At 59.7% G+C, this 20,093-nt stretch carries 17 protein-coding genes, 4 tRNA genes and 2 pseudogenes; 14 read left to right on the forward strand and 9 right to left on the reverse strand.

Annotation, left to right across the window (positions count from 1 at the left end; translation table 11 throughout):
- Positions 1-155: pseudogene (locus tag KGA97_RS24685) on the reverse strand (two-component sensor histidine kinase); the annotation flags it as partial.
- The gene (locus tag KGA97_RS24690) at positions 155-913 is read right to left on the reverse strand and encodes a response regulator (protein ID WP_008029291.1); all 759 of its coding nucleotides are present in this window, start codon (positions 911-913) and stop codon (positions 155-157) included. The gene KGA97_RS24690 and the pseudogene KGA97_RS24685, both read right to left, overlap by 1 nt.
- A gap of 293 nt (positions 914-1,206) precedes the next feature.
- Here KGA97_RS24690 and pyrF point away from each other — a divergent pair, with 293 nt between their 5' ends.
- Positions 1,207-1,905, forward strand: a complete 699-nt coding sequence (gene pyrF, locus KGA97_RS24695) for an orotidine-5'-phosphate decarboxylase (RefSeq protein ID WP_167362965.1) — start codon at positions 1,207-1,209, stop codon at positions 1,903-1,905.
- A gap of 114 nt (positions 1,906-2,019) precedes the next feature.
- Here the strand turns inward: pyrF and KGA97_RS24700 are convergent, their stop codons facing one another.
- Positions 2,020-3,024: an NADP-dependent oxidoreductase gene (locus KGA97_RS24700; RefSeq protein WP_223481676.1), complete on the reverse strand. Its 1,005-nt coding sequence runs from the start codon at positions 3,022-3,024 to the stop codon at positions 2,020-2,022.
- 236 nt (positions 3,025-3,260) lie between these two features.
- On the opposite strand from KGA97_RS24700, the gene KGA97_RS24705 reads away from it, so the two are divergent.
- From KGA97_RS24705 to KGA97_RS29690, 4 genes and pseudogenes are all read left to right on the forward strand, one after another.
- Positions 3,261-4,022, forward strand: a complete 762-nt coding sequence (locus KGA97_RS24705; protein ID WP_008041586.1) for an SDR family oxidoreductase — start codon at positions 3,261-3,263, stop codon at positions 4,020-4,022.
- 182 nt (positions 4,023-4,204) lie between these two features.
- A complete protein-coding gene (locus KGA97_RS24710) occupies positions 4,205-5,587 on the forward strand; it encodes a PLP-dependent aminotransferase family protein (RefSeq protein WP_223481677.1) in 1,383 nt (460 codons plus the stop codon).
- Positions 5,588-6,574: 987 nt separating this feature from the next.
- Positions 6,575-6,751 (forward strand): annotated as a pseudogene (locus tag KGA97_RS29685) (HAMP domain-containing protein); the annotation flags it as partial.
- Positions 6,752-6,955: 204 nt separating this feature from the next.
- Positions 6,956-7,660, forward strand: a complete 705-nt coding sequence (locus tag KGA97_RS29690; protein ID WP_404943265.1) for a methyl-accepting chemotaxis protein — start codon at positions 6,956-6,958, stop codon at positions 7,658-7,660.
- 836 nt (positions 7,661-8,496) lie between these two features.
- Here KGA97_RS29690 and KGA97_RS24720 read toward each other — a convergent pair.
- Positions 8,497-9,255, reverse strand: coding sequence for a hypothetical protein (locus KGA97_RS24720; protein WP_032832315.1), 759 nt, complete (start codon positions 9,253-9,255; stop codon positions 8,497-8,499).
- Between the two features lie 393 nt (positions 9,256-9,648).
- Between KGA97_RS24720 and KGA97_RS24725 the strand changes: the two genes are divergently transcribed.
- The 4 genes from KGA97_RS24725 (at position 9,649) to KGA97_RS24740 (ending at position 10,063) form a co-directional block, all read left to right on the forward strand.
- Positions 9,649-9,724: transfer RNA gene (locus tag KGA97_RS24725), tRNA-Glu, on the forward strand.
- Between the two features lie 4 nt (positions 9,725-9,728).
- Positions 9,729-9,804, forward strand: a tRNA-Gly gene (locus KGA97_RS24730).
- Between the two features lie 104 nt (positions 9,805-9,908).
- Positions 9,909-9,984, forward strand: a tRNA-Glu gene (locus KGA97_RS24735).
- Between the two features lie 3 nt (positions 9,985-9,987).
- Positions 9,988-10,063 (forward strand) — tRNA-Gly (locus KGA97_RS24740).
- A gap of 115 nt (positions 10,064-10,178) precedes the next feature.
- Here KGA97_RS24740 and KGA97_RS24745 read toward each other — a convergent pair.
- The 3 genes from KGA97_RS24745 to KGA97_RS24755 form a co-directional block, all read right to left on the reverse strand.
- Positions 10,179-10,820, reverse strand: a complete 642-nt coding sequence (locus KGA97_RS24745; protein ID WP_008032957.1) for a LysE family translocator — start codon at positions 10,818-10,820, stop codon at positions 10,179-10,181.
- 1 nt (position 10,821) lies between these two features.
- Entirely contained in the window at positions 10,822-11,592 is a 771-nt protein-coding gene (locus tag KGA97_RS24750) for a 2OG-Fe(II) oxygenase (protein WP_008036716.1), read from the reverse strand.
- 92 nt (positions 11,593-11,684) lie between these two features.
- The gene (locus tag KGA97_RS24755; protein WP_008036717.1) at positions 11,685-12,311 is read right to left on the reverse strand and encodes a hypothetical protein; all 627 of its coding nucleotides are present in this window, start codon (positions 12,309-12,311) and stop codon (positions 11,685-11,687) included.
- Positions 12,312-12,402: 91 nt separating this feature from the next.
- On the opposite strand from KGA97_RS24755, the gene KGA97_RS24760 reads away from it, so the two are divergent.
- Positions 12,403-13,401, forward strand: coding sequence for a LysR family transcriptional regulator (locus KGA97_RS24760; RefSeq protein ID WP_008036719.1), 999 nt, complete (start codon positions 12,403-12,405; stop codon positions 13,399-13,401).
- Positions 13,402-13,567: 166 nt separating this feature from the next.
- On the opposite strand, the gene KGA97_RS24765 is transcribed toward KGA97_RS24760, so the two are convergent.
- Positions 13,568-13,975: a PA2817 family protein gene (locus tag KGA97_RS24765; RefSeq protein WP_008032949.1), complete on the reverse strand. Its 408-nt coding sequence runs from the start codon at positions 13,973-13,975 to the stop codon at positions 13,568-13,570.
- A gap of 74 nt (positions 13,976-14,049) precedes the next feature.
- The gene (locus tag KGA97_RS24770) at positions 14,050-16,497 is read right to left on the reverse strand and encodes an acyl-CoA dehydrogenase (protein ID WP_223481678.1); all 2,448 of its coding nucleotides are present in this window, start codon (positions 16,495-16,497) and stop codon (positions 14,050-14,052) included.
- 249 nt (positions 16,498-16,746) lie between these two features.
- On the opposite strand from KGA97_RS24770, the gene KGA97_RS24775 reads away from it, so the two are divergent.
- The 4 genes from KGA97_RS24775 (at position 16,747) to KGA97_RS24790 (ending at position 19,915) form a co-directional block, all read left to right on the forward strand.
- On the forward strand, positions 16,747-17,406 hold the full coding sequence (locus KGA97_RS24775) for a transglutaminase-like domain-containing protein (RefSeq protein ID WP_008045164.1): 660 nt from the start codon (positions 16,747-16,749) through the stop codon (positions 17,404-17,406).
- A gap of 43 nt (positions 17,407-17,449) precedes the next feature.
- Complete coding sequence (locus tag KGA97_RS24780; protein WP_192420268.1) at positions 17,450-18,073, forward strand: glutathione S-transferase family protein; 624 nt, start codon at positions 17,450-17,452, stop codon at positions 18,071-18,073.
- Positions 18,074-18,206: 133 nt separating this feature from the next.
- Complete coding sequence (locus KGA97_RS24785) at positions 18,207-19,139, forward strand: ABC transporter ATP-binding protein (RefSeq protein WP_008032944.1); 933 nt, start codon at positions 18,207-18,209, stop codon at positions 19,137-19,139.
- Positions 19,136-19,915: an ABC transporter permease gene (locus tag KGA97_RS24790; RefSeq protein ID WP_008032943.1), complete on the forward strand. Its 780-nt coding sequence runs from the start codon at positions 19,136-19,138 to the stop codon at positions 19,913-19,915. Before KGA97_RS24785 ends, KGA97_RS24790 begins: the two co-directional genes overlap by 4 nt.
- Positions 19,916-20,093: the final 178 nt, after the last annotated feature.

The following is a 20,093-nucleotide window of genomic DNA, read 5'->3' on the forward strand; positions in this document are numbered from 1 at the left end:
GGTCCGTCGAAGCCTTGGGCGAACTCGGGCGGGGGCGGCGGCGGAGGTGGGCCGTAATGATGAAACCAGGCAAACGCCAGCAGATGCGCCAGGATGATCGCCACCAGCAGCACGCCAAACAGGCGACCGAACAGCGTATCGAAGCGCGCACGCATCAGCCGATGTCTCGTGCATCGAACAGGTAACCCTCGCCGCGAACGGTTTTGATCAGCTGTGGGGCTTTCGGGTCGTCCCCGAGTTTCTGGCGCAGACGCGAAACCAGCAGGTCGATGCTGCGATCAAAGGCTTCTATCGAACGACCGCGCGCCGCATCCAGCAATTGTTCACGGCTGAGCACCCGGCGCGGACGTTCGATGAACACCCAGAGCAAGCGGAACTCGGCGTTGGACAGCGGCACCACCAGGCCATCCGCAGCGATCAACTGGCGCAGCACGCTGTTCAGGCGCCAGTTATCGAAGCGAATATTCGCACGCTGTTCGGTGCGGTCGTCGCGCACCCGACGCAGAATGGTCTGAATCCGTGCGACCAGCTCCCGTGGTTCGAACGGTTTGGCCATGTAATCGTCGGCACCCAGTTCCAGGCCGATGATCCGGTCGGTGGGTTCGCAACGCGCGGTGAGCATCAGGATCGGAATGTCCGATTCGGCGCGCAACCAGCGGCACAGCGACAGACCGTCTTCGCCGGGCAGCATCAGGTCGAGCACCACCACGTCGAAATGCTCCGCTTGCAGCGCCAGGCGCATGGCCGCGCCATCGGTGACGCCGCTGGCGTGGATGTTGAAGCGGGCCAGGTAGTCGATCATCAGTTCGCGGATCGGGACGTCATCGTCGACGATCAGGGCGCGAATGCTCCAGCGTTTGTCGTCGCCGGGCGCTTTTTGATCGTCGTTCACAGGTGCGTGGGTGTTGTGCATGCGTGCGTTCATCTGCCAGGTAGGCTGCCAACCACAAAGATGGGCTGCGAGGTTGTGGCTTCAGCATAGGCGTCCGGCCCGGAGGCGGGAAGTGCTGTAAGGACGTGTTGCGGCTGCCGAGGGTAGCGGGGAAGGGTGTTGTGGGCGTGTCGTGAGTGTATCGGTCTCGACACAATCGGCGAAAGGGCTAGGCTTGGCTGAGCGCCGACGACGATTTACCGATCATCGGGTCCCGCAGCCGCGCTGGTTCCGCTACAATGCGCGCCGATTTCGTCCTGCCTGAGAGCCCGCACATGTCCGTCTGCCAGACTCCTATCATCGTCGCCCTGGATTTCCCCACCCGTGACGCCGCACTGAAGCTGGCCGACCAGTTGGACCCGAAACTGTGCCGGGTCAAAGTCGGCAAGGAACTGTTCACCAGCTGCGCGTCGGAAATCGTCGGCACCTTGCGCGACAAGGGGTTCGAAGTGTTCCTGGACCTCAAGTTCCACGACATCCCGAACACCACCGCCATGGCGGTAAAAGCCGCGGCGGAAATGGGCGTGTGGATGGTCAACGTGCACTGCTCCGGTGGTCTGCGCATGATGGCGGCTTGCCGTGAAGTGCTCGATCAGCGCACCGGCCCGAAACCGCTGCTGATTGGCGTGACCGTGCTGACCAGCATGGAGCGTGAAGATCTGGCCGGCATCGGTCTGGATATCGAACCTCAGGAACAAGTGTTGCGCCTGGCTGCGCTGGCGGAAAAAGCCGGGATGGACGGTCTGGTGTGCTCGGCGCTGGAAGCCCAGGCCTTGAAATCGGCTCACCCGTCGTTGCAACTGGTGACCCCGGGGATTCGTCCGGCGGGCAGCGCCCAGGACGATCAGCGCCGCATTCTGACGCCGCGTCAGGCGCTGGATGCCGGTTCCGATTACCTGGTGATCGGCCGTCCGATCAGCCAGGCGGCGGATCCGGCCAAGGCGTTGGCTGACGTCGTAGCCGAAATCGCTTAAGCGGCGCCTGCTAAAACCATTCGCGGGCAAGCCTCGCTCCTACAGGTATCACGTCGTGCACGTACTCCGCGAACGACACTGACCTGTAGGAGCGAGGCTTGCCCGCGAAGCTTTTTATACCTTCAACACCAACTTGCCGAAATTCTCGCCGCTGAATAACTTCATCAGCGTCTCCGGGAACGTCTCCAGCCCTTCGACAATGTCTTCCTTGCTCTTGAGCTGCCCCTTGGCCATCCACCCGGCCATTTCCTGCCCGGCCGTGGCGAACTGCGCGGCGTAGTCCATCACCACAAAGCCTTCCATGCGTGCGCGGTTGACCAGCAGCGACAAATAGTTGGCCGGCCCTTTGACCGCTTCCTTGTTGTTGTACTGGCTGATGGCGCCGCAAATCACCACCCGTGCCTTCAGGTTGAGACGGCTCAGCACGGCGTCGAGAATATCGCCGCCGACGTTATCGAAATACACGTCCACACCTTTCGGGCATTCGCGCTTGAGGCCGGCGACGACGTCTTCGCTCTTGTAATCGATGGCACCGTCAAAACCCAGTTCGTCGATCAGGAACTTGCACTTGTCCGCGCCGCCCGCGATGCCGATCACGCGGCAGCCTTTGATCTTGGCGATCTGCCCGGCGATGCTGCCTACCGCACCGGCCGCGCCGGAAAGCACCACGGTGTCACCTTCCTTCGGTGCGCCGACATCGAGCAGGGCGAAGTAGGCCGTCATCCCGGTCATGCCCAGCGCGGACAAGTAACGTGGCAGCGGTGCCAGTTTCGGATCGACTTTATAGAAGCCGCGCGGCTCGCCGAGGAAGTAATCCTGCACACCCAGGGCGCCGTTGACGTAGTCCCCGACCGCAAACCCCGGATGGCTGGACGCCACGACTTTGCCTACGCCCAGTGCGCGCATGACTTCGCCGATACCGACTGGCGGGATGTAGGACTTGCCCTCGTTCATCCAGCCACGCATGGCCGGGTCCAGGGACAGGTATTCGTTTTTGACCAGGATCTGACCCGTGGCCGGTTCGCCGACCGGGACTTGCTGATAGGAAAATGTCTCGCGGGTCGCCGCGCCCACCGGACGTTTGGCGAGCAGGAACTGGCGATTGGTCTGGGTAGTCATGACAGGCACTCAAGATGAATGAAGACTTGTTGATAGACCTTCATGGACGACCCCGCAAGTTTGGCTGATGCGGCGAATGCACATCGATCCAGTGCAGTGATAGTCGGTCCGGTGGTTTTATCACTGCAACTCATGGTCGCTTAACCGGGCTTCTGATAGTGCTGCCGCGCGGGTCGTGCCTGTGGCTAGACTGGTCGCACGCTAACTTGCACATTCTTCACTTCGAGGGCATCACAATGAGCATGACGTTTTCCGGCCAGGTCGCTGTAGTCACGGGCGCCGCCAATGGTATCGGCCGCGCGACCGCCCAAGCGTTCGCCGCCGAAGGGTTGAAAGTGGTGGTGGCCGACATGGACACCGCAGGCGGTGAAGGCACCGTGGCGCTGATTCGTACGGCGGGCGGCGAAGCGACCTTCGTGCGTTGCAACGTCACCCTGGAAAGCGATGTAAAAAATCTGATGGACGAAGTGGTGAATACTTACGGCCGTCTCGACTACGCCTTCAATAACGCGGGCATTGAAATCGAGAAAGGCAAACTGGCCGAAGGCACGGTCGACGAATTCGACGCGATCATGGGCGTCAACGTCAAAGGCGTCTGGCTGTGCATGAAGTATCAGCTGCCGTTGTTGCTGGCTCAGGGCGGTGGCGCGATCGTCAACACGGCGTCGGTGGCTGGCCTCGGTGCCGCGCCGAAGATGAGCATCTATGCGGCGTCGAAGCACGCGGTGATCGGCCTGACCAAATCGGCGGCAATCGAATACGCCAAGAAAAAGATTCGCGTGAACGCGGTGTGCCCGGCGGTGATCGACACCGACATGTTCCGCCGCGCCTATGAAGCGGATCCGAAGAAGGGCGAGTTCGCCAGCGCCATGCACCCGGTGGGTCGCATCGGCAAGGTCGAAGAAATCGCCAGTGCCGTGCTGTACCTGTGCAGCGACGGTGCCGCGTTCACCACCGGTCATTCGCTGGCGGTGGACGGTGGCGTCACGGCGTTCTGAAGCCGGGCCATGCACCGCAAGAAAACCCGCCACGTGTGCGGGTTTTTTTTTGCCTGGGGAATGGCTCGGGCAATGTGTTTCAAATGGTTAGATCCGTGAGTTTTGGCGGCGTTGTCGCACAGCCCATCCCGCGTTGCTGTGATTAACTGTTTTCCGCGAAACAAACAGGAGTTTGCTTGCTCATGGAATTGAGAATCGATCGACAGGCAATGGTGCCGGTCGTACAGCAAATCGTCGACGCGCTGGCTTGCTGGCTGCGTCAGAGCGAAATAGAGGCTGGGACGCGTTTGCCTTCTGCGCGGCAAATCGCACGGGTCAACTTGCTCAGTCAGACCAGCGTCGTTGAGGCCTGTGAGCGGCTGGTGGCCCAAGGCATGCTGGTGCCACGTCATGGCGCGGGGTTTGTCGTCGCAACCCCGGCGTTGGTCGCTGCGGACTCGCCGTGGTCAGAAGGTACAGAGGTCAATTCACACAGCAGGGAGGGTGAGCTGCCGCTGGGGAGTGGCGGGCTTCCCGAAAGCTGGCGTGAAACCGACGACCTGAGCTACGCGATCCGTGAGGTCAGTCGCACGGACATGGCTGCGCTGTTCAACTACAGCACGCCGTTGGGTTTGCGGGCGTTGCGTCAGCAAATCCTCAAACGCCTGAGGCTGCTGGATATCGCCGCAGAAGAAAGTCGAATCATGACAACGGCGGGCGCCAGTCAGGGGCTTGACCTGATCGTGCGCACCTTGCTCAAGCCAGGTGATTGCGTGGTGGTAGAAAGCCCCGGTTACTCCTTGCTGTTCGAGTTGCTCAGGCTGCGGGGTGTCAACATGCTTGAGGTACCGCGCACGCCGCGCGGGCCGGACATCGAAGCGCTCACGGTACTGCTGCGGGAGAACAAGCCCCGGGCATTGTTCATCAACAGCTTCTATCACAACCCGACAGGCAACAGCCTGGCGCCGGCGGTGGCGGAGCGGGTCCTGCAACTGGCGAAAACCCATGGCGTGCTGGTGATCGAAGACGATGTCTACGCGGACTTGCACAGTGGCCCGGGCGTGCGGCTCGCAGCCCTGGAGACCGATGGCAACGTGATTTACCTCGGCAGCTATTCCAAGATTCTCAGCAGTTCGTTGCGGGTCGGCTTTGTAGTGGCTGGCGCGGAAGTCATATCGAGGCTGGCCGAGGTCAAGAGGATCAGCAGCCTGGGTACTTCCGGGTTTTGCGAGTCGGTGCTGGCCTGCCTGTTGGCGAGCGGTGCCTATCGCAAGTTGGTGCTGCGCCTGCGGCAGCGTCTGAGCGGTGACCGAGAGGCCGCATTGCAGATGCTGGAAGACGCCGAGTGGGAGGTCTTCGGCAAACCCGTCGGGGGCCTGTTCATCTGGGCGCGATCGCGCAAGTCCGACTACGCTCACCTGCGGATTCAGGCTCGACGCCACGGTGTCCTGCTGTCTTGCGCGACAGCCTTCAGTCCCGCCGGCGAGGCCGGTGACTGGCAGCGTATCAATGTGGCCTATGCCTGTGATCCGCGAGCCCGGGCGTTTTTTCAGGCCACCGCTTTGAATCGACCTCAAGCGTTCTGAAAACGACGTTGGCGTAGCTTTTTGCCATTATTCCGACGCCAGAGACTTGTGTTGACACAGGCCCGTTGCGAATCTGCGTTAACAGACTATGTCAGGGGACTAAGTGCAATGATTTCGGCCGTGCAAGGACGTTTTGCCAACCTCGGTATGGCAAAAAAACTGGGTGTCGGGTTTCTGCTGGTGCTGCTGTTGACAGCCCTGGTGGCGGCCATCGGCGTATGGTCCCTGCAAACCATCAGCCAGCGCTTCGACGGGCTCAAACAGATGTCGTCGCTCAACAGTGGCCTGCTCAAGGTGCGGTTGCTTGAGCAGGAATACGCCTTGCACGGCAACCCGAAAATCGTCACTGCGTTGCACGAGGGCGTTGAAGGCCTGGTCGTCCTGGCGAATCAGCTCAAGGCGCAATCACCGGCCAACGTTCCGGTGATGAACGACGTCGAGCAATCGCTGGGAGCTTATCGCAAGGCGTTTGACGAATTTGTCTCGCTGAGTCAGGCCAAGGACCTGGCGCTGGAAATGGCTAGTTGGTCGGTGTCCAGCGTGGCCAACAACCTTGATGTGTTGCAGGCCGGTCTCGCCGACGATGGCGCTTATACCTTGAAGGACTCCGAGGGCAAGGACGGCAGCCAGTTCATCGAACAGGCCAATCAAGTCAGCCAGGTATCGCGGCTGATGTTGCAAGCCATGAACGAGGCGCGCGTGCGTCTGGACCAGAGCCGCAAGGGCGATGACAGTGCCAGCCAAGGCAAGATCGAGCAGGCCGACCAGGCGCTGGCTCAGGCCGAGCAGTTGAAAACCACGGTCAAGGACGAGGGCTATCAGACGGTCCTCAATGAGGTGGTCGGGCACATTGGCGGTTTCAGTGAAAAACTTGCCGAGTACACCGGCCTGCTGGCGCAGGAAAAAACCGTCTATGAACAGCTGCATCAGCGCGCCGCGCAGGTGGTGGAGCGGGTGGATCAGGCCTATGTCGCCGAAGACCAGTCGATGCAGGCCGAGCTGAAAAAGAATTCGCTGCTGATTATCGGTTCATCGGCCCTGGCCTTGCTGGTCGGGCTGATTGCGGCATGGGTGATTACCCGATTGATCGTGGGGCCGTTGCGCAGTGTGATCCGTGTGGCTCAGCAGATTGCCGCGGGCGATTTGAGTGCGACGGTTGAAGTGACCCGCCGGGACGAGATCGGCCAACTGATGCAGGCCATGCAGCAAATGGGCGCGGGGCTCAGCAGCATTGTCAGCGGTTTGCAGGCGGGCATCGAGCAATTGGCCAGTTCCGCGCAATCGCTGTCGGCGGTGACCGAACAGACCAATCTTGAAGTCAGCAGTCAGAAAGAAGAAACCGAGCAGGTCGCAACTGCAATGAACCAGATGACCGCCACCGTGCACGATGTTGCACGTAACGCGGAAGAAGCTGCCCAGGCTGCGCAGACGGCGGACGACAAGGTCGAAAGTGGCCAGGTGGTGGTGCGCCAGAGCATGGCGCGGATCGAGCAGCTGGCCGATTCGGCGTCCTCGGCCAGTTCCAGCATCGAGAGCTTGAGTGCGGAGATCCAGAATATTGGCACGGTGCTCAGTGTGATCAAGAGTGTGGCTGAGCAGACCAACCTGTTGGCGCTGAACGCGGCCATCGAGGCGGCACGGGCCGGCGAGCAGGGCAGGGGGTTTGCGGTGGTTGCCGATGAAGTGCGGGCCCTGGCGAAGCGGACCCAGCAATCGACCGAGGAGATTGAACGTCTGGTCAGTGCCTTGCGTTCGGCGGCGCAGTCGTCGGTGCATCAGATTCAGAGCAGTGGCGAGTTGGTGAAACTGGCGGTCAGTGATGCGCTTCAGACCGAAAGTGCCTTGGGCAGTATTGCTGCGGCGGTGTCGTTGATTCAGCAGATGAACCAGCAGATCGCAGCGGCTGCGGAGGAGCAGAGTTCTGTGGCTGAGGAGATCAATCGCAGTGTGACCAGTATTCGTGCGAGTGCGGATCAGTCTTCGTTGGCGATGCAGGGGAATGCGGCGTCGAGCATCGAGTTGGCGCAGTTGGGGGTTGAGTTGAAGGGGATGGTCGGGCATTTCCGGCTTTGATCGGTATGGCCCTTGTAGGATCCGGCTTGCTGCGGGCGGCGTTCCGACGATGGCGGCCTGACAGCCGACCTATCTCTTGTTGGTGTACATATCCATTCGTGGTGTAACGGCCGCTCACGGTTTCGCCCTTACGGCGAGTCCCTTTTGGCAAACGCCCCAAAAGGAACCAAAAGGTCTCGCCCCGGCGTCCGGCCCCTCGCTAAGGCTCGGCGTTCCCTCGCTCCGGTCCTGCTCCGTGGGCCCGCCGCCATCGGCCATCCATGGCCGGGGGCGGCTAACCCGGCATCCATGCCGGGTTGCCCACTGCGCAGAACCTCCACTCAGCCTCCCGAAGGGGCGGGCAGATCAAAATCAAAAGCGCAAGGCGAGCTAACGCTCGGCCTGATGAGTGGTGAGAAGCGAAAGCAAACGCGATCCCCTGTAGGAGCCGGCTTGCCGGCGATGGCGGCCTGACTACCGACCTGATTCTCGCGGATGTACCACGCCCTTTGTAGGAGCCGGCTTGCTGCGGGCGGCGTTCCGACGATGGCGGCCTGACTACCGACCTGATTCTCGCGGATGTGCCACGCCCTTTGTAGGAGCCGGCTTGCCGGCGATGGCGGCCTGACTACCGACCTGATTCTCGCGGATGTGCCACGCCCTTTGTAGGAGCTGGCTTGCCAGCGATGACGGCCTGACAACCGACCTGATTCTCGCGGATGTACCACGCCCTTTGTAGGAGCCGGCTTGCCGGCGATGACGGCCTGACAGCCGCCCAATCTTTCCCGGATGTACCCGCCGCTAAAACCCAACGCAAAAAAAAGCCACCTTGTCGGTGGCTCTTCATCTTTGCGTGATCAGTCGTAAATCACTCTCTTCTTCCAGTCCGCATCCGCCTCGACGTCTTTGAGGCCTTCGGTCAATTGGTTCACTTCGCCTTCAGCCGGCGCAGTTTTGTCCATGACTTGTGCATTCGCGCGGGCCAGGAGCTTTTCCAGGTATTCGAGTTGTTCGGCGTAGACCTGAGGTTCCTGTTGTTTGCGCAGGTATTGCACACCACGTTCGAACGCCAGGCGAGCCTGGCCAGGCTGGTTTTGTTGCAGGGCGTGCTGGCCGAGGTTGTTGAAGAATTCGATGTGCAACAGAACCAGGATGTGGCGAACTTCGCGGATCCAGCGTTTGGCTTCGTTGGTTGGCAGGAAACCGTCCTGTGCCGCGCGGGTGATCTGACCGTGCAGGGCCTCGAGCAGGAAGCGTACATCCTTGGCCTTGGCTTCGGTCTGGATCGGTGCCGGCGGGTTGTTGACCGGGATCGATTCGCCCTGCGCGACAAGGGTGTTCAGTTCGCTGATCCGCACCTTGAGGTTGGCGCTGGATTTTTCCAGATTCAACAGGCGCTGGCAGACGTTCAGTTCCAGGCGAGTCAACAACAGCTTGAGAGCCGGAGTCATCAGCTGGCCAGGGAACGTTTCGGTAATTTCGCCACAGCGACGCAGGCGGTCGTTGAGCTCAACCTTGGTGCGGGCCTTTTCCAGTTTGTTGTTTTCCACCACATGGTTCATGTACCCAATGGCGATCAATAGTGCGATCCCGGCTACGACTAGCAGGGTGATCATGAGTGGTGTCACCGGTAAGACCTCTTTATGGGATTCGCGTGCGAGTGTAGTGGCTTGGCAGGGGAGCGCATAGGGCCGCTCGACGGGTTGAAACGAACAGGCTTATGCCTGTATCGACCGCAAACCTGCTTATATAAGTAATAGTGTGCTTGGTGCACATTGCCATCATCTGTTGCGTGGGTGGACTATAACGTCTTGGCGGGTGTCAGAATATAGGCGTCAAACACAGGGCGAGCAAAAAGCCGTATTCGCTGCTTAAAGCAGGGCGAAGTCATTGATTTAAATAAATTTATATCTGGGGGTTGACGACCCCTCAATCCATCCATAGAATGCGCGCCACTTACAGCGTAAAGCACACAGCGAAACGCGGTAGGGAGTGAATGTTGTACGTGTGTCCCCTTCGTCTAGTGGCCTAGGACACCGCCCTTTCACGGCGGTAACAGGGGTTCGAGTCCCCTAGGGGACGCCAATATGCGGGAATAGCTCAGTTGGTAGAGCACGACCTTGCCAAGGTCGGGGTCGCGAGTTCGAGTCTCGTTTCCCGCTCCAATTTTAAACAGCGTTGCTTTCGGGCAGGGCTGAGTGAAACCAGAACCAAGTCTTCGGATGCGGGTCTGGGCACCGAAACACACACCATGTGTTCCGGGCAGCGTGTCCCCTTCGTCTAGTGGCCTAGGACACCGCCCTTTCACGGCGGTAACAGGGGTTCGAGTCCCCTAGGGGACGCCATTTGCGGGAATAGCTCAGTTGGTAGAGCACGACCTTGCCAAGGTCGGGGTCGCGAGTTCGAGTCTCGTTTCCCGCTCCAAATTCACAAAAACGCCGCTCATTGAGCGGCGTTTTTGTTTGTGCAAAATTTATATCCAAGCCAAAAAAAAAGGCCCGCCAGTCAGACTGAGCGGGCCTTTTGCGTGGGCGGGTTTTTACATCGACAGAATCAGGCGCCCGGCGAACAGGATCAGAATCACCCCCATGGTGCGTTCGAACCAATGCCCCATGCGCATGAACAGCACGCGCACCCGGCTGCTGGAGAAGAACAGGGCAACGATGACAAACCACAGTGCGTTCACGAAACACATCCAGAGGCCGTAAAGCGCCTGAATGTTCAGCGGGGTCGTGGCGCTGATGAGGGTGGTGAAGATCGCCAGGAAAAACAGCGTGGCCTTGGGATTGGTCGCGTTGGTCAGAAACCCGGTGGTGAACGCCTTCAGCAGCGTTTGTTCGACGACCGGCTCGTCGGCTTCTTTATCACCTTCCAGCGCGGATTTGGGCTTGCTGCGCAACAGGCTCACACCCAGGTACAAAATGTAGGCACCGCCGATGACCTTGGCCACAGTCAGCAGCCAGGGCGTGGTGTGCATCAGCGCGCCGACGCCAAGAAGGGTGTAAAGCACGTGCACGGAAATGCCCGCGCCGATGCCCAGCGCCGTACAGATGCCTACCCACCGACCGAAACGCACGCTCTGGCGGATGGTGACCGCAAAGTCCGGTCCGGGGGCGACCACGGCCAGAAAGTGAATTGTCGCCAGCGCCAGGAACTCGCCCAGGTAATTCGAAAACTGCATCTCAACTCCAGAAAGTAAGGGGTGAAGCATTGCCGCGATAGCCGACAAAGAAAGAAAGGCTCAGGCGCGGATCGGCCACGCCCGGTGTCACCGAGTGCATGCAGCGCGAATTGAACATGATGAAGTCACCGGGTTGCGGAAGGACCTCCAGGATCGGAGCGCCGAGCAGCGCCGGATCGATGCCGTAACTGTCGCCACGCATTTCATCGAACTGGTCGGGAGAAATGTCGTGGTCCCACATCTGCAGCGCGCCGCCTTCGGTGGGCATGTTCAGGTAAACATTGCAGGCGAACTGCGCATCGAGGCTTCTGGCCTGGTAACTGTCGGGAGCGTCCTTGGCGAAGATGTCGTGGTGGGCCAGAAAGCACACGCCGGGTTTCACCACTCGGGACAAGCCGACATACATCTTGCGGCCGTAGAGGTTTTCCAGATGCGCACCCGCCGGCCAGGACTCATCGAGCATGCAGCGCAGGGTGTCGACCGGGGACGAGTAGGGCGCGCAACGGTTGCGCAGTTCCGCGATGTTGCGCGTGGCGCGCTCGAAATAGTCTTCGATCAGCAGTGGCTGGTTTTCAGCCTCATAAAACGCCATGCCGATACGACCGATGCTCGGTGCGTTGATATAGCCTTCGAAACCGGGCTCGAGAATCTTGTCGCCGATCTGAATCGCCAGCGGCGGGGCCAGGAAACTTTTGACCCGGATGGCGAGGACTTCTTCGTTGGCCAGTTTTTTTATGCACGTCTCATCGAGACGCTCGACGTCAAGCATCATGGTTCAGGTCCATCTATCGGATAGTCAACGGAACCCGCGAATGCAGGCCCCCCCGGCGCCAGGCGATGCCGGAGTCGGCATCGCCCAAATGCTCAGTCCACGCTGTAGTGGACTGACAGCGTTCCTTTCTTCTGCGAAACGGAAGCGATCGTGACCGTGCCCAATTCCTTCAGGCTACGTACATGGGTGCCGCCGCAGCCATAGGCGGGCAGTTCACCGAAACCGATTTCCCGGGCGCCTTCGCGCAACGATGTCAGGCGCGGCAGGTCGTGGGCGATCCATTGTTCTATGCCGGACTCGATGGTCCGGGCGTCAATCTCCTGCGCGCAATCCACCGGTTTGAACTGCACGCGTCCCTCGCCCGGCCAGTGATGCGCCTTGATCGGCATCCAGCCCATGGCCTGGACGAAATGGCCGATCAAATGGCCGGCGGAATGCATCCGTGCGTTGAACTGGCGACGTTGCTCATCGATGCGAATCTGGGTCATGCCGAGAGGGACGGGGCGGTCGACGAAATGGATGATCCGGTCCGGGTCCTGGACCACGCGCAGTACCTGGCTTTCGCCGATCCAGCCGGTGTCAAAGGGTTGTCCACCGCCCTGAGGGTGGAAGAGTGTGGCGCGTAGCACCACGGCGAATTCGTTCTCGTGCGGCGTGCAATCGAGGACTTCCACGTTAGCCTTGAGGTCATCACTATGGAAAAAGAGGCGAAGCGTCATATTCCATGTCCTCATTAAAAATTTTGTTTTTTATTATATGAAGCGTGGAATTGCGTGATAATCCGTTCAAACATCAAAGGACTGTTGCGCTGTGAGCATAAATCTTCCTCTGCCGTTGCTCGGTGAAATGGCGATATTCGTCAAGGTTGTCGAGACCGGCAGCTTCTCCGAAGCGGCGCGTCAGCTGGGCTCTTCACCGTCGGCGGTCAGTCGCAGCATCTCGCGTCTGGAGAAGGCACTCGCCACGCGCCTGTTGCAACGCACTACGCGCAAACTGCGGCTGAGCGACGGAGGCGAGGAAGTATTCAAGCGTTGCCAGGAGATGGTCAGCGCAGCCAAGTCGGTGATGGAAATCAGCGGTCAGTTCACCCATGAAGCGGAAGGGCTGGTGCGAGTCAGCGTGCCCAAAGCCGTAGGACGATTCGTGATTCACCCGCATATGCCGGAATTTCTGCGGCGTTATCCCAAAGTGGATGTGGAACTGTTACTCGAAGACCGTCAGGTGGATTTGATCGACGACAACGTCGATCTGGCGATTCGTATCACTGATCGGCCACCCGCCGGGCTGGTCGGGCGGCAATTGCTGACCATCGACCATTTACTCTGCGCCACTCCGCAGTATCTGGCCGAGCACGGTACGCCGACTCATCCCCATGATTTGCTCAATCACAGTTGCATCTACCTGGGTGAGACCCCGAGTGATGCGCGCTGGAAATTCAAGAAAGGCACCAAGGCCGTCACCGTCGGTGTGCGTGGACGATATGCGGCCAATCACACCGGTGTGCGACTGGGCGCAGTGTTGCAGCACATCGGGATTGGCAGCCTGCCGTACTTCACCGCGCGTTATGCGCTGGAGCAGGGCTTGATTGTGCAGGTGTTGCCGGACTGGACGTTTCTGGCGTCGTACCACGGCGGGGCGTGGTTGCTGCATTCGCCGACCCGTTATATGCCGCCGAAGCTGCGGGTGTTGATCGACTATCTGGTGGAATGTCTTGGGAAGGAGCCGACGTTGAGCAAGCCGGGTAAACCCGGTGTGGCAGGCAAGGTCGCGGCTGAGTATGAGTTACCCGAGAGTGATGGGTTGCTCTGACGGGCCCCTTCGCGGGCAAGCCTCGCTCCTACGGTTTTTGTGCAGGACCTGTAGGAGCGAGGCTTGCCCGCGAAGGCGTCCGCCCAGACACCACATCACTGCGCAATGCCACAAAAAAAGGCCCGCATGTCTAACCATGCGGGCCTTTTGCATTTCTGACCGGGGATCAGTGCTTGCTGTCGTCGTTCGACATCGCCAGCAACTGCTTTTCCTGATTCCAGTCGAACGGTTCGTCGTTCTGTTCAGCTTCGAAGCGACGTTCTTCCAGCGCCTGATACAAGTCGATTTCATCGTCGGGCATGTAGTGCAGGCAGTCACCGGCGAAATACCACAACAGGTCACGCGGGACCAGGTGAGCGATTTGCGGGTAACGGGTGATCACCTGGCACAGGATGTCCTGGCCCAGGTATTGGCTTTCGATCGGGTCGACCGGCAGCAACGCACGCAGTTCGTCGAAGCGCTCCAGGAACAAGGCATGGCTTTCTTCGGGAACCTGATCGGCCTCACCCACGGCGACCAGGATACTGCGTAGGTGGTCGAGCAAAACGAGATGATCGGCAACGATGTTGGACACGAGATAAGTCCTCAAGAGCAAAACGGGCGCGGGAGTATAAAGCTCCTGCGCCCTTTTTTACATCGCAAGCAGGATCAGCGGACCTTTCCTTCGGCCAGCTTCAGCTCTTCTTTGTCGAAATCATCGACATCGATCACCTTGCGCCGCGCCACTTCGGCATTGCGCAGGTTGTGCGCTTCCACCGGCTGCAACACGCCAGCCTCCAACGCGGCGTCGATAACGTTTTCCCCGGCAACCGGTTTGACTTGACCGCTTTTGAGCGCCATGTGGAGTTTTTTCTGCACCGGCTGCACCGCGTTCAACAGGTCGCACGCGTGTTGCAGGGCGCCAACGGCGTCATCGGCCGACTGCGGGCGGAAGCATCCGCCAAGCAACTCTTCCAGGGTTGGATCGCCCTTGGCTCGGCCAATCACCGCGGCGACTTCTGCACCGAGCTTGTCCGACGGCCCTTTGTGACGGCGACCCAGTGGGAACACGATCACCCGCAACAGGCAGCCCAAAACCTTGTTCGGGAAGTTGGTCAGCAATTCATCCAGCGCGCGTTCCGACTGACCAAGGCTTTCTTCCATGGCCCAGGTAAACAGCGGCGCCATGTGTTCCGGTGAGTCGAGGTCGTGGTAACGCTTGAGCGCGGCGGAGGCCAGGTACAGGTTGCTGAGCACATCCCCCAGGCGTGCCGACAGACGTTCGCGCCGTTTCAGTTCACCGCCCAGCAACATCATGCTCAAGTCCGCGAGCAGGGCGAACGCAGCCGCCTGACGGTTGAGCGCACGGAAATACCCCTGGCTGAGCTTGTCTCCCGGTGCATGTTCGAAATGACCGAAACCAAGGTTCAGCACCAGTGTGCTGGCAGCGTTGCTCACGGCAAAACCGATGTGCTTGAGCAGCAGGCCATCGAACTCGGTGAGGGCCTGATCCTTGTCTTCACGCCCGGCGAGGGCCATTTCTTTCAGGACGAATGGATGGCAGCGAATCGCCCCCTGGCCGAAGATCATCAAGTTGCGCGAGAGGATGTTCGCGCCCTCGACGGTGATGAAGATCGGCGCGCCATTCCAGTTGCGTCCGAGGTAGTTGTTCGGCCCCATGATGATCGCCTTGCCGCCATGCACATCCATGGCGTGGCTGATGCACTCGCGACCACGTTCGGTAAGGTGGTACTTGAGAATCGCTGACAGCACCGACGGTTTCTCGCCCAGGTCCACCGCGTTGGCGGTGAGCATCCGCGCCGCATCCATCATCCAGGCGTTGCCGCCGATGCGCGCCATGGCTTCCTGAATACCTTCAAACGCCGACAACGGTACGTTGAACTGTTCACGAATCTGCGCGTATTGACCGGTCACCAGGCTGGTGAACTTCGCCGCGCCGGTGCCGACCGCAGGCAACGAAATCGAGCGCCCGACCGACAGGCAGTTCATCAGCATCATCCAGCCTTTGCCGAGCATGTCCTGGCCGCCGATGAGGAAGTCCAGCGGAATGAACACGTCCTTGCCGGAGTTCGGGCCGTTCATGAAGGCTGCGCCCAATGGCAGATGACGACGGCCGATCTCGACACCGGCGGTGTCGGTCGGGACCAGCGCGAGGCTGATGCCTAGATCCACTTCATCGCCCAGCAAGTGATCCGGGTCATACGCCTTGAAGGCCAGGCCGAGGAGGGTGGCGACCGGGCCGAGGGTGATGTAGCGCTTTTCCCAGTTCAGGCGCAGGCCGAGGGTTTCCTTGCCTTCCCATTCACCTTTGCAGATGACCCCGGTGTCGGGCATCGAGCCGGCATCGGAGCCGGCCAATGGTCCGGTCAAGGCGAAGCACGGGATGTCATCGCCACGCGCCAGTCGTGGCAGGTAATGGTTGCGTTGTTCGTCGGTGCCGTAATGCAGCAACAATTCAGCCGGGCCGAGGGAGTTGGGGACCATCACAGTAGACGCGAGGTCGCCGCTGCGGGTCGCCAGTTTCATCGCGACCTGGGAGTGGGCGTAGGCAGAAAAACCCTTGCCGCCGTATTCCTTGGGAATGATCAGCGCGAAGAAACCGTTTTCCTTGATGTGGGTCCAGGCTGCGGCCGGCAGGTCCATGTCCTGGCCGATCTGCCAGTCAGTGACCATCGCGCACAGCTCATCGGTCGGGCCATCGATGAAGGCTTGTTCCTCTTCGGTCAGTTGAGCTTTGGGATAGGACAGCAGTTTGTCCCAGTCCGGGCGGCCGCTGAACAGTTCGCCGTCCCACCACACCGTGCCGGCGTCGATGGCATCGCGTTCGGTTTCCGACATCGGCGGCAGGGTTTTCTGGAACCAGTTGAACAGCGGCGCGCTGAAGTATTTGCGGCGCAGGTCGGGCAGCAACAAGGGCGCTGCCACCGCTGCGATCAATACCCAGAGCACCAGCAGCAGCCAGCCAGGCGCACGACTGAAGGCCCCCATCGCCACCACATAAACGGCAACGATGCACAGGGCGGGTAGGGGGGCGATACGGCGGTGGGCTAAATACGCAATCCCGACAACCAGAACCAGTATCCACAACAGCAGCATATTTAATCCTCCGTGAAACCAGGGCAAAACCAACCTTCAGAGCTTAGACGGCATCCGCAAAACAGGGTGGTCAGAGCAAGGTGATTGAAATCGTGGGAAACCTTCGATGAGTTTTGTAGGACCGATTGGCATCGGGCCGGGCAAATCGTTCGCCGGGCGGGCGGCAAAGCGTCCATGTTTGGCCGAAACGTCGTTATCTCTGTGCTGAACCTGTCGCTAGACTCGTGGCTTCCCCAGGAGATTGTCCTCATGCACGAGTATCTGCGTCCCGGCCGCTTCATCGATAGTGACCACCCGTCGGTGGTGGAGTTCGCCGAAAAACATCGCGGTAGTAACCGCGACCCGCTCGAGCAGGCGATCAATCTCTATTACGCGGTGCGCGAGGCCGTGCGTTACAACCCTTACACGTTCAGCCGCGATCCAGAGACCTTGCGCGGCAGTTATGCGCTGGCGACCGGTGAGAGTTATTGCGTGCCCAAGGCCACGCTGCTCGCCGGAGCGGCGCGGCATTGCGGGATTCCCGCGCGGATCGGTCTGGCGGATGTGCGCAATCACTTGTCGACCCCGCGTTTGCTGGAATTGCTCAAGAGTGACGTGTTCGCCATGCATGGTTATACAGAGCTGTACCTGAACGATCGCTGGGTCAAAGCCACGCCGGCGTTCAACCAGAAACTCTGCGAAATGTTCAACGTTGCGCCGCTGGAATTCGACGGGATCAATGACAGTGTTTTCCACCCGTTCAATCGTGACGGCGAGCAACTGATGGAGTACCTGATCGATCACGGTCAGTTCACCGACGTGCCGGAGGCGTTCTTTTTCGAACACCTGGAAAAGTGCTATCCGCACTTGTTCAGCGAGCAGTTGCCGTCGCTGCTGGGGGACATGCAGAGCGATTTGAGTCGCGGCTGATCCGGCGTATGCTGCCTGCGCATTCATCAATCAAGAGGCGGTCATGCTGAAGATCTGGGGTCGGAAAAATTCGTCGAATGTCAGAAAACCTTTGTGGGCCGCCGAAGAACTGGGCCTGGCCTATGAAGCCATCGATGCAGGCGGCGCCTTTGGTGTGGTCGATACGCCCGAGTATCGTGCGATGAATCCCAACGGTCGCGTTCCGGTGATTGAAGACGACGGCTTCGTGCTGTGGGAGTCCAACGCCATCGTGCGTTACCTGATGGCCCGCCACGCCAACGACACCGCCTGGTATCCCTCGGACCTGAAGGCCCGCGCCACTGCCGACAAATGGATGGACTGGACCACTTCAAGTTTTGCCGGGCCGTTCCGCACCGTGTTCTGGGGTGTCTTGCGCACACCGGCAGATCAACAGGACTGGCCCGCCATCAACGCCGCAATCAAAGAGTGCAATGGCTTGCTGGCAATGGCCGATCAGGCATTGGCGGCCAAACCGTACTTGTCCGGCGATGAAATCGGCATGGGCGACATTCCCCTCGGCAGCTTCATTTATGCCTGGTTCGAGATGCCGATCGAGCGTGCGCCGCAGCCACATCTGGAGGCCTGGTACGCACGACTGAAGCAGCGTGCGGCGTACAAGAAAGCCGTCATGACCGCGTTGACTTAATACTCACTATCGACACACTTGACTGTACTTGTGTGGCGGCGACAAGCACCATTGCGCTCATGCGCCGCGGTTGCATTGCTCGCCGCCCGCCCTTATTGATCCCTTTCTTCCCTTCTTGGTGCGTAAATCCGATATGAGTTCCGCTCTGTCCATCCGGCAGCTAACCAAAACCTACGGCAACGGTTTCCAGGCCCTGAGTGGTATCGATCTGGACGTCGCCGAAGGTGACTTTTTCGCCTTGCTCGGCCCCAACGGCGCCGGCAAATCCACGACCATCGGCATTCTCTCGACCCTGGTGAACAAAACCAGCGGCACAGTGAATATCTTCGGCAACGACCTGGACAAGAATCCTGCGCAGCTCAAGCGCTCCATCGGCGTGGTGCCCCAGGAATTCAACTTCAACCAGTTCGAAAAAACCTTCGACATCGTCGTGACCCAGGCCGGTTATTACGGCATCCCGCCGAAAATCGCCAAGGAACGCGCCGAGCAATACCTGACCCAACTTGGCTTGTGGGACAAGCGCGATGTGCCGTCGCGTTCATTGTCCGGCGGCATGAAGCGTCGCTTGATGATCGCCCGCGCGCTGGTTCACGAACCGCGCCTGCTGATCCTCGACGAACCGACGGCGGGGGTCGATATCGAGCTGCGTCGTTCGATGTGGACGTTCCTCACCGAGCTGAACCAGAAAGGCATCACCATCATCCTCACCACGCACTATCTGGAAGAGGCTGAGCAGTTGTGCCGCAACATCGGCATCATCGACCACGGCACGATTGTCGAGAACACCAGCATGAAACAGCTGCTTGGCCAGCTGCATGTGGAAACCTTCCTGCTCGACACGAAAAACATGCTGAGCGTTGCACCGCAGTTGCTGGGTTACCCGACCCGTTTGCTCGACGGCCATACCCTTGAAGTCCAGGTCGACAAGTCCATGGGCATCACCGCGCTGTTCACTCAACTGGCGCAGCAGAACATCGAAGTGCTGAGCCTGCGTAACAAAACCAATCGCCTCGAGGAGTTGTTCGTGTCCCTGGTGGAGAAAAATCTGTCGAAGGTGGCGGTATGAGTTCCGAGCTGCAGCCCAATCTCGTCGCGCTCAATACCATCGTTTATCGCGAGGTCAAACGCTTCACCCGGATCTGGCCGCAGACGCTGCTGCCGCCGGCGATCACCATGGTTTTGTACTTCGTGATCTTCGGCAATCTGATCGGCCGGCAGATCGGTGACATGGGTGGTTTCACCTACATGGAATACATCGTGCCGGGGCTGATCATGATGTCGGTGATCACCAACTCCTACGGCAACGTGGTGTCGAGCTTCTTCGGCAGCAAGTTCCAGCGTTCCATCGAGGAATTGATGGTGTCGCCGGTGTCGCCGCACACGATTCTGATCGGCTACACCCTGGGCGGCGTGCTGCGCGGGTTGATGGTCGGGCTCATTGTGACGTTGCTGTCGCTGTTCTTTACCAAGTTGCAGGTGCATCACCTGGGCGTGACTATTCTGGTGGTGGTGCTGACGGCGACGATCTTCTCGTTGCTGGGTTTCATCAACGCGGTGTTTGCGCGCAACTTTGATGACATCTCGATCATTCCGACGTTTGTGCTGACGCCGCTGACCTATTTGGGCGGGGTGTTTTACTCGATCTCGTTGTTGCCGCCGTTTTGGCAGACGGTGTCGTTGGCCAACCCGGTGCTGCATATGGTCAATGCGTTTCGTTATGGGATTCTTGGGGTTTCGGACATCAGGATCAGTGTGGCGATTACGTTCATGCTGGTGGCGACGGTGGTGTTGTATATCGGGTGTGCGCGGTTGTTGGTTAGTGGGCGGGGGATGCGTACTTAAGTGTACATATCCGTTTCTTTGGCAACGGCTGCTATTGGTTTCGCCCTTACGGCGAGTCACTTTGGAAAAGCCCCAAAGTAACCAAAGGGCTCTTGCCCCTTTCGTTCGGTGCCTCGCCTAGGCTCGGCATGCCCTCGCTCCGGTCCTGCTCCGTGGGCCCGCCGCGATCGGCCATCCA

This window comes from Pseudomonas sp. BF-B-15 (assembly GCF_019946675.1).
Classification (GTDB): domain Bacteria; phylum Pseudomonadota; class Gammaproteobacteria; order Pseudomonadales; family Pseudomonadaceae; genus Aquipseudomonas; species Aquipseudomonas migulae.